The sequence below is a fragment of the Ochrobactrum sp. MYb379 genome (assembly GCF_037479515.1).
In the GTDB taxonomy this organism is placed as follows: domain Bacteria; phylum Pseudomonadota; class Alphaproteobacteria; order Rhizobiales; family Rhizobiaceae; genus Brucella.
The window spans coordinates 797,236-804,090 of record NZ_JBBGYW010000001.1; the positions used below are offsets into that span (position 1 = coordinate 797,236).

Sequence of the window (6,855 nt, forward strand, 5' to 3'; positions counted from 1 at the left end):
TTATACCTCGCTACGCTTGCCGTTACTGCCGGAATGGGAAGTTGAAGGCGCGCAGAAGAGCGCGGGCTTCATCATCCGTCTTAGCGGTCGTGCAAACGATGATGTCCATGCCCCAGATCTGATCAACTTTATCGTAGTTGATTTCTGGAAACACGATGTGTTCCTTAACACCCATGGCAAAGTTGCCACGACCGTCAAAGCTCTTCGGATTCAGACCACGGAAATCTCGAACGCGCGGAAGCGCAATCGTGATCAGGCGATCAAGGAATTCGTACATGCGATCTGCACGAAGAGTAACCTTCGTACCGATTGGCATGTCTTCACGCAACTTGAAAGTTGCGATCGAATTACGGGCGCGAGTAATGACAGCCTTTTGACCGGCAATCAAGGCCAGATCTGCTGCAGCAACAGATGGCTTCTTTGAGTCGCCAGTTGCTTCGCCTACACCCATGTTCAGGACAACTTTGGTGATGCGTGGAATCTGCATCTCATTGTCGTACTTGAATTCTTCAAGGAGAGACTTACGAATTGTTTCGTTGTAAATCTTCTTGAAGCGTGGAAGTTCCTTAACTTCAGCCATCAGATAACCGCTCCCGAACGCTTTGCAACGCGGACCTTCTTGCCATCTTCAATACGGAAACCAACGCGAGTTGGCTTGCCGTCTTTAGGATCAGCAATTGCCAGGTTAGACAAATGAATCGGCGCTTCTTTAGTGATAATGCCGGCTTCCTGAGTCTGTGTCTGGCGCTGGTGACGCTTTACAGTATTAATACCGCGAACAAGCGCTTTGTCGTCCTTAGGCATAACCTGGAGAACTTCGCCCTTACGGCCTTTGTCCTTACCGGACAGCACGACAACGCTGTCGCCTTTGCGAATCTTTTGCATCGTCTTGCTTCCTTACAGAACTTCCGGAGCCAACGAGATAATCTTCATGTGGTTCTTAGCGCGAAGTTCGCGTGGAACCGGTCCGAAGATACGCGTACCGATAGGCTCTTTCTTGTTATCGATGAGAACAGCTGCGTTGTTATCGAAACGAATAACGCTGCCGTCTGCGCGACGGATGTCCTTAGCGGTCCGTACGACCACTGCCTTCATCACATCGCCTTTTTTGACGCGGCCGCGCGGAATTGCTTCCTTGATCGACACCACAATGATGTCTCCCACGGAAGCATAACGCCGCTTGGAACCGCCCAGCACCTTGATGCACATGACACGACGTGCGCCGGAGTTATCCGCCACGTCGAGGTTTGTTTGCATCTGAATCATGACTGGCCGCCTTTTTTTCCTTCAGCTGGTTAAGGGCTCCTGCCCTACCTAAGCTGCGTGTTTGTAATTTAGCCTGCTGTTACGTTCGAAAGAACGACCCAGCATTTGTCCTTCGAAATTGGCTTGGATTCTTCAATAGAAACCTGATCACCAATCTTGAACTGGTTGTTTTCGTCATGCGCTTTGTATTTCTTCGACTGACGAATAGTCTTCTGGAGAAGCGGATGCGAATAGCGGCGCTCAACCTTAACTACAACAGTCTTATCATTCTTGTCGCTGACGACAACGCCCTGCAGAACGCGTTTAGGCATTATACTTGTTCCTTATGCCTTGCTTTCGGCCGCCTTCTGGCGGGCGATGGTCTTGATACGCGCAATGTCGCGACGAACTTGCTTCACGCGCGCGGTTTTTTCGAGCTGGCCGGTTGCCTTCTGAAAGCGCAGGTTGAACTGCTCTTTCTTCAGGGAACCCAACTCATCATTAATCTGATCGAGGCTTTTCGCCCGAACGTCTGCGGCTTTCATGACTGCCCTCTTACTCTGCGATGCGCTGAATGAAGCGCGTCTTGACCGACAACTTTGCAGCGCCGAGTCTCAAGGCTTCGCGTGCCACATCTTCGGGTACGCCGTCAAGCTCAAACATTATACGACCTGGTGCAACACGTGCTGCCCAGTAGTCAACGGAACCCTTACCTTTACCCATACGGACTTCGGTTGGCTTCGATGTTACTGGTAGATCCGGGAAGATTCGGATCCATACACGACCGGCACGTTTCATGTGACGGGTGATCGCGCGGCGGGCCGCTTCGATCTGTCGTGCTGTGACGCGGTCAGGCTCTACTGCCTTCAAACCGAATGCACCGAAATTAAGATCCGTACCGCCCTTCGAGTTGCCGTGGATACGGCCCTTGAACTGCTTACGGAACTTGGTGCGCTTAGGCTGCATCATTGTTCTTTACTCCAATTTTCTCGCCGGCGGCCCGCTTTTTAAGCGTTTTCGCGGCGGCGGTTCTGATGGGAACCCTGATTGTCACCCTCAACCGCACGACGCTCAGAAGCCATTGGGTCATGCTCAAGGATTTCGCCCTTGAATACCCAGACCTTTACGCCGCAGATGCCGTAAGCAGTCTTCGCTTCAGCCGTACCGTAGTCGATATCGGCGCGCAGCGTGTGAAGAGGAACGCGACCTTCGCGATACCATTCCATACGTGCGATTTCAGCGCCGCCCAAACGACCGGAGCAGTTGATACGAATTCCTTCGGCACCGAGACGCATTGCCGACTGAACGGAACGCTTCATGGCGCGACGGAATGCCACACGGCGTTCGAGCTGCTGTGCGATCGACTGAGCGATCAGCGTAGCGTCGATTTCCGGCTTACGAACTTCAACAATGTTGAGCGACGTATCGGAATTCGTCATTTCGGAAAGCTTCTTGCGGAGCTTTTCGATGTCCGCGCCCTTCTTGCCGATGATGATGCCCGGACGAGCAGCGTGAATAGTCACGCGGCACTTCTTGTGTGGGCGCTCGATTACGATTTTAGAAATCGCAGCCTGCTTGAGTTCGCTCTTAAGATACTCACGGATCTTAACGTCTTCGTGCAGCAGCTTACCGTATTCGCCGGTATTCGCGTACCAACGCGAATCCCAGGTGCGGTTGATGCCGAGGCGAAAACCGATCGGATTAATCTTCTGGCCCATTATGCGGCCTCCCCTTTTTCCGCAACTTCGCGGACAACAATGGTGAGATGCGAAAACGGCTTTTCGATGCGGCTTGCCTTACCACGTCCACGAACGTGGAAACGCTTCATGACAATAGATTTGCCGACATAAGCTTCTGCAACGATCAGCGCGTCAACGTCGAGATCATGATTATTCTCTGCGTTGGCGATAGCCGATTCGAGCGTCTTTTTCACTGTTTCAGCGATCCGCTTGCGCGAGAAAGTGAGATCAGCAAGTGCCGCATTCACTTTCTTGCCGCGGATAAGTGCCGCGACAAGATTAAGCTTCTGCGGGCTGACGCGAAGCGTACGGGCGACGGCTTTCGCCTCGTTATCCTTAAGCTGGCGGGGAGCCTTGGCCTTGCCCATCTGTTACTTCCTCTTTGACTTCTTGTCCGCGCCGTGACCGTAATAGGTCCGTGTCGGCGCGAATTCACCGAACTTATGTCCAACCATTTCTTCGTTGATTGATACCGGCACATGCTTGTTGCCGTTATAAACACCGAAGGTCAGGCCAACGAACTGCGGCAAGATCGTGGAGCGACGGCTCCACATCTTGATAACTTCATTACGACCGCCCTCGCGTACCTTCTCAGCTTTCGTGAGAAGATAGCCATCGACAAACGGACCTTTCCAAACTGAACGAGCCACTTTAGACTACCTTTCTTACTTCTTGCGCTGATGACGCGAACGCATGATGAACTTATCGGTTGCCTTGTTCGAACGGGTCTTTTTGCCCTTCGTAGGCTTACCCCAAGGGGTAACCGGGTGACGACCACCAGAAGTACGGCCTTCACCACCACCATGCGGGTGGTCAACTGGGTTCATAGCAACGCCGCGAACGTGTGGACGCTTACCGCGCCAAACCGAACGACCGGCCTTACCGTCATTGATGTTGCTGTGCTCTGGATTGGATACTGCACCAACCGTTGCAAAGCATGCACCAGAAACCAGACGCTGTTCGCCCGAGTTCAGACGCAGGATAGCCATGCCCTGATCGCGACCGACGAGCTGTGCGTATGCACCTGCCGAACGAGCAATCTGACCGCCCTTGCCTGGCTTCATTTCCACGTTGTGGATAATGGTACCAACTGGCATCGACGAAAGTGGCATTGCGTTGCCTGGCTTAACGTCAACGGACTGACCGGCGATAACCTTGTCGCCAGCTGTCAGACGCTGTGGAGCCAGGATGTAGCTCAGTTCACCGTCTTCGTAGCGGATCAGCGCAATAAACGCTGTACGGTTTGGATCGTATTCCAGACGTTCTACCGTAGCGACAACGTCGTGCTTACGACGCTTGAAGTCTACAAAACGGTAGGAACGCTTGTGACCGCCGCCCTGAAAGCGAACAGTGATACGACCTGTGTTGTTACGGCCACCCTTCTTGGACAGACCTTCAGTCAATGACTTGACTGGCTTGCCCTTGTAGAGTTCCGAACGGTCCACGATGACCAGCTGACGCTGGCTTGGCGTGATCGGATTAAAGTGCTTGAGTGCCATTGTCTTTACTCCGTGGCCTCTCAGAGACCTGTCGAAACGTCGATGCTCTGGCCTTCAGCCAAAGTTACGATCGCTTTCTTGACATCGCTCTGGCGCCCGACAATGCCGCGGAACCGCTTCACTTTGCCTTTGCGCACAGTGGTGTTTACAGCCTTAACCTTGACGCCGAAAAGCGCTTCGATTGCAGCCTTGATTTCCGGCTTCGTCGCTTTGCGAGCTACGTTAAAGACGACCTGGTTATGTTCAGAAACAAGGGTCGACTTTTCGGTGATGACTGGGCTGACGATCACGTCATAATGGCGAAGATCGGTCATTTAAAACGCTCCTCGAGTGCTTCGACAGCTGCCTTGGAAAGCACGAGCTTGCCACGACGCAGAATGTCGTAAACATTGATGCCCTGTACTGGCAGAACATCGATGTTCGGGATGTTCGAAGCAGCGCGCTGGAAGTTCACGTCGATTTCTGCGCCGCCGATGAGCAGTGCATTTTCGAGACCGAGCTTTGCGAACTGCGACACAAGCTGCTTTGTCTTAGCTTCGGAAGCTGCCAGATCATCGATGATAATCAGGTCAGATGCCTTTGCCTTAGCAGACAGAGCGTGACGCAAGCCGAGAGCGCGAACCTTCTTTGGCAGATCGTGATCGTGGCTACGAACAACTGGTCCGTGAGCCTGACCGCCGCCGCGGAACTGCGGTGCACGTGCCGAATGGTGACGAGCGCGGCCCGTACCCTTCTGCTTGTACATCTTCGAACCGGTGCGGCTGATGTCGCTACGGCCCTTGGCATCATGAGAGCCCTGCTGGCGGCGAGCCAGCTGCCAGCGCACGACGCGCTGGAGAATGTCGTCGCGTGGGTCGAGACCGAAGATTTCTTCGTTCAGCTTGACCTGGCCGGCATCCTTGCCTTCAAGTGTTGTAATTGTGAGATCCATTATTCGGCTCCCTCAGTCGCTGCAGTTTCAGAAACTACAGCAGCTTCTACCTTGGCCTGTGCTGCTTGGCGCAGACCAGCTGGCTTGGGAGCATTATCTGGCAGCGATACCTTTACGGCGTCGCGAACGTAGATCCATGCACCCTTTGAACCAGGAACCGCACCGCGAACAAGGATAAGGCCGCGATCGAGGTCTGTCGAAACAACTTCGATATTCTGCGTGGTTACACGGGTCTGACCCATGTGACCGGCCATCTTCTTGCCTTTAAATACTTTACCTGGGTCCTGACGCTGACCGGTCGAGCCGTGAGCGCGGTGGGTAACTGAGTTACCGTGCGATGCACGATGACCAGCAAAGTTATGACGCTTCATAACACCGGCAAAGCCCTTACCGATCGAAGTACCCGTCACGTCGACCTTCTGGCCGGCGACGAAATGTTCGGCAGTGATTTCCACGCCGACTTCGAGCAGATTATCAGGAGAAACGCGGAATTCCGCAACTTTCGCCTTAGGCTCAACTTCAGCCTTCGCGAAGTGACCGCGCAGAGCCTTAGTTGTGTTCTTTACTTTGGCAAGTCCAACGCCAAGCTGAACAGCCGTGTAACCATTCTTTTCAACTGTACGCTGAGCTACCACGTGGCAGTCTTCCATACGGAGAACTGTTACTGGTACATGTTCACCGGCGTCGTTATAGACGCGGGTCATGCCCAGCTTTTGTGCAATAACACCTGAACGCATCGGGTTCGTTCCTTCCGTCCTCAAGCCGATTAAAGCTTGATCTCGACATCAACACCGGCGGACAGATCGAGCTTCATCAGCGCGTCTACAGTCTGCGGGGTTGGGTCAACGATATCGAGAAGACGCTTGTGCGTGCGCATCTCGAACTGTTCGCGGCTCTTCTTATCGATGTGCGGCGACCGGTTTACTGTGAACTTTTCGATCCGTGTTGGAAGTGGGATCGGTCCGCGTACATTTGCACCGGTACGCTTAGCAGTCGACACGATTTCGCGCGTCGAAGCGTCAAGGATCCGATGATCAAACGCCTTGAGGCGAATGCGGATGTTTTGACCGTTCATTTGATCTGTTCCTTGTTACGCGGAGCGTTTCCGGAGAAACGCTCCTGTACAAATCTAATTACTCGATGATCGAAGCGACGATGCCTGCACCAACGGTACGGCCACCTTCACGGATAGCGAAGCGAAGCTTGTCTTCCATCGCAATCGGTACGATCAGCGTTACGTCAACAGTTACGTTGTCGCCTGGCATAACCATTTCCACGCCTTCTGGCAGGGTAACAACACCGGTAACGTCAGTTGTACGGAAGTAAAACTGTGGACGATAGTTGGTGAAGAATGGTGTATGACGGCCACCTTCGTCCTTGGTCAGAATGTATGCTTCTGCCTTGAACTTGGTGTGTGGCTTAACCGAACCTGGCTTGCAGA

At 53.3% G+C, this 6,855-nt stretch carries 14 protein-coding genes and 1 pseudogene; all 15 read right to left on the bottom strand.

Annotated elements, in window-relative coordinates:
* Positions 1–22: 22 nt before the first annotated feature.
* Entirely contained in the window at positions 23–580 is a 558-nt protein-coding gene (rplE, locus tag WH356_RS04020; RefSeq protein ID WP_339508893.1) for a 50S ribosomal protein L5, read from the bottom strand.
* Complete coding sequence (gene rplX / locus WH356_RS04025) at positions 580–885, bottom strand: 50S ribosomal protein L24 (protein ID WP_250040986.1); 306 nt, start codon at positions 883–885, stop codon at positions 580–582. Before rplX ends, rplE begins: the two co-directional genes overlap by 1 nt.
* A 12-nt stretch (positions 886–897) precedes the next feature.
* A complete protein-coding gene (gene rplN / locus WH356_RS04030; protein ID WP_094504980.1) occupies positions 898–1,266 on the bottom strand; it encodes a 50S ribosomal protein L14 in 369 nt (122 codons plus the stop codon).
* Between the two features lie 68 nt (positions 1,267–1,334).
* Positions 1,335–1,577 carry a 30S ribosomal protein S17 gene (gene rpsQ / locus WH356_RS04035; protein WP_250040987.1) on the bottom strand — a complete coding sequence of 81 codons (243 nt, stop codon included), beginning with the start codon at positions 1,575–1,577 and terminating at the stop codon, positions 1,335–1,337.
* Between the two features lie 12 nt (positions 1,578–1,589).
* Positions 1,590–1,790: a 50S ribosomal protein L29 gene (gene rpmC, locus WH356_RS04040; RefSeq protein ID WP_187544594.1), complete on the bottom strand. Its 201-nt coding sequence runs from the start codon at positions 1,788–1,790 to the stop codon at positions 1,590–1,592.
* Between the two features lie 10 nt (positions 1,791–1,800).
* Positions 1,801–2,214, bottom strand: coding sequence for a 50S ribosomal protein L16 (gene rplP, locus WH356_RS04045; protein ID WP_024897015.1), 414 nt, complete (start codon positions 2,212–2,214; stop codon positions 1,801–1,803).
* Positions 2,215–2,252: 38 nt separating this feature from the next.
* Positions 2,253–2,963 (bottom strand): 30S ribosomal protein S3, encoded by a 711-nt coding sequence (rpsC, locus tag WH356_RS04050; protein ID WP_339508894.1) that lies wholly within the window; start codon positions 2,961–2,963, stop codon positions 2,253–2,255.
* A complete protein-coding gene (gene rplV, locus WH356_RS04055) occupies positions 2,963–3,352 on the bottom strand; it encodes a 50S ribosomal protein L22 (protein ID WP_007875336.1) in 390 nt (129 codons plus the stop codon). Before rplV ends, rpsC begins: the two co-directional genes overlap by 1 nt.
* A 3-nt stretch (positions 3,353–3,355) precedes the next feature.
* The gene (gene rpsS / locus WH356_RS04060; protein ID WP_339508895.1) at positions 3,356–3,634 is read right to left on the bottom strand and encodes a 30S ribosomal protein S19; all 279 of its coding nucleotides are present in this window, start codon (positions 3,632–3,634) and stop codon (positions 3,356–3,358) included.
* Positions 3,635–3,649: 15 nt separating this feature from the next.
* Positions 3,650–4,483 carry a 50S ribosomal protein L2 gene (gene rplB / locus WH356_RS04065; RefSeq protein ID WP_339508896.1) on the bottom strand — a complete coding sequence of 278 codons (834 nt, stop codon included), beginning with the start codon at positions 4,481–4,483 and terminating at the stop codon, positions 3,650–3,652.
* Positions 4,484–4,503: 20 nt separating this feature from the next.
* On the bottom strand, positions 4,504–4,797 hold the full coding sequence (locus WH356_RS04070) for a 50S ribosomal protein L23 (RefSeq protein ID WP_007875343.1): 294 nt from the start codon (positions 4,795–4,797) through the stop codon (positions 4,504–4,506).
* Positions 4,794–5,414: a 50S ribosomal protein L4 gene (rplD, locus tag WH356_RS04075; protein WP_250040993.1), complete on the bottom strand. Its 621-nt coding sequence runs from the start codon at positions 5,412–5,414 to the stop codon at positions 4,794–4,796. The genes WH356_RS04070 and rplD overlap by 4 nt, the downstream gene beginning before the upstream one ends.
* Positions 5,414–6,151, bottom strand: coding sequence for a 50S ribosomal protein L3 (gene rplC / locus WH356_RS04080; RefSeq protein WP_250040995.1), 738 nt, complete (start codon positions 6,149–6,151; stop codon positions 5,414–5,416). The genes rplD and rplC overlap by 1 nt, the downstream gene beginning before the upstream one ends.
* Positions 6,152–6,180: 29 nt before the next feature.
* Positions 6,181–6,489 (bottom strand): 30S ribosomal protein S10, encoded by a 309-nt coding sequence (rpsJ, locus tag WH356_RS04085; RefSeq protein WP_002964363.1) that lies wholly within the window; start codon positions 6,487–6,489, stop codon positions 6,181–6,183.
* Positions 6,490–6,547: 58 nt separating this feature from the next.
* Positions 6,548–6,855 (bottom strand): annotated as a pseudogene (tuf, locus tag WH356_RS04090) (elongation factor Tu); the annotation flags it as partial.

What these genes read in the sequence shown, in the direction of transcription:
- WH356_RS04070 (WP_007875343.1), bottom strand. Translation starts at nt 4,797, where the DNA reads ATGACCGATCTTCGCCATTATGACGTGATCGTCAGCCCAGTCATCACC.
- rpsJ (WP_002964363.1), bottom strand. Translation starts at nt 6,489, where the DNA reads ATGAACGGTCAAAACATCCGCATTCGCCTCAAGGCGTTTGATCATCGG.
- rpsC (WP_339508894.1), bottom strand. Translation starts at nt 2,963, where the DNA reads ATGGGCCAGAAGATTAATCCGATCGGTTTTCGCCTCGGCATCAACCGC.
- rplN (WP_094504980.1), bottom strand. Translation starts at nt 1,266, where the DNA reads ATGATTCAGATGCAAACAAACCTCGACGTGGCGGATAACTCCGGCGCA.
- rplC (WP_250040995.1), bottom strand. Translation starts at nt 6,151, where the DNA reads ATGCGTTCAGGTGTTATTGCACAAAAGCTGGGCATGACCCGCGTCTAT.
- rplV (WP_007875336.1), bottom strand. Translation starts at nt 3,352, where the DNA reads ATGGGCAAGGCCAAGGCTCCCCGCCAGCTTAAGGATAACGAGGCGAAA.
- rplX (WP_250040986.1), bottom strand. Translation starts at nt 885, where the DNA reads ATGCAAAAGATTCGCAAAGGCGACAGCGTTGTCGTGCTGTCCGGTAAG.
- rplP (WP_024897015.1), bottom strand. Translation starts at nt 2,214, where the DNA reads ATGATGCAGCCTAAGCGCACCAAGTTCCGTAAGCAGTTCAAGGGCCGT.
- rpmC (WP_187544594.1), bottom strand. Translation starts at nt 1,790, where the DNA reads ATGAAAGCCGCAGACGTTCGGGCGAAAAGCCTCGATCAGATTAATGAT.
- rplE (WP_339508893.1), bottom strand. Translation starts at nt 580, where the DNA reads ATGGCTGAAGTTAAGGAACTTCCACGCTTCAAGAAGATTTACAACGAA.
- rplB (WP_339508896.1), bottom strand. Translation starts at nt 4,483, where the DNA reads ATGGCACTCAAGCACTTTAATCCGATCACGCCAAGCCAGCGTCAGCTG.
- rpsQ (WP_250040987.1), bottom strand. Translation starts at nt 1,577, where the DNA reads ATGCCTAAACGCGTTCTGCAGGGCGTTGTCGTCAGCGACAAGAATGAT.
- rplD (WP_250040993.1), bottom strand. Translation starts at nt 5,414, where the DNA reads ATGGATCTCACAATTACAACACTTGAAGGCAAGGATGCCGGCCAGGTC.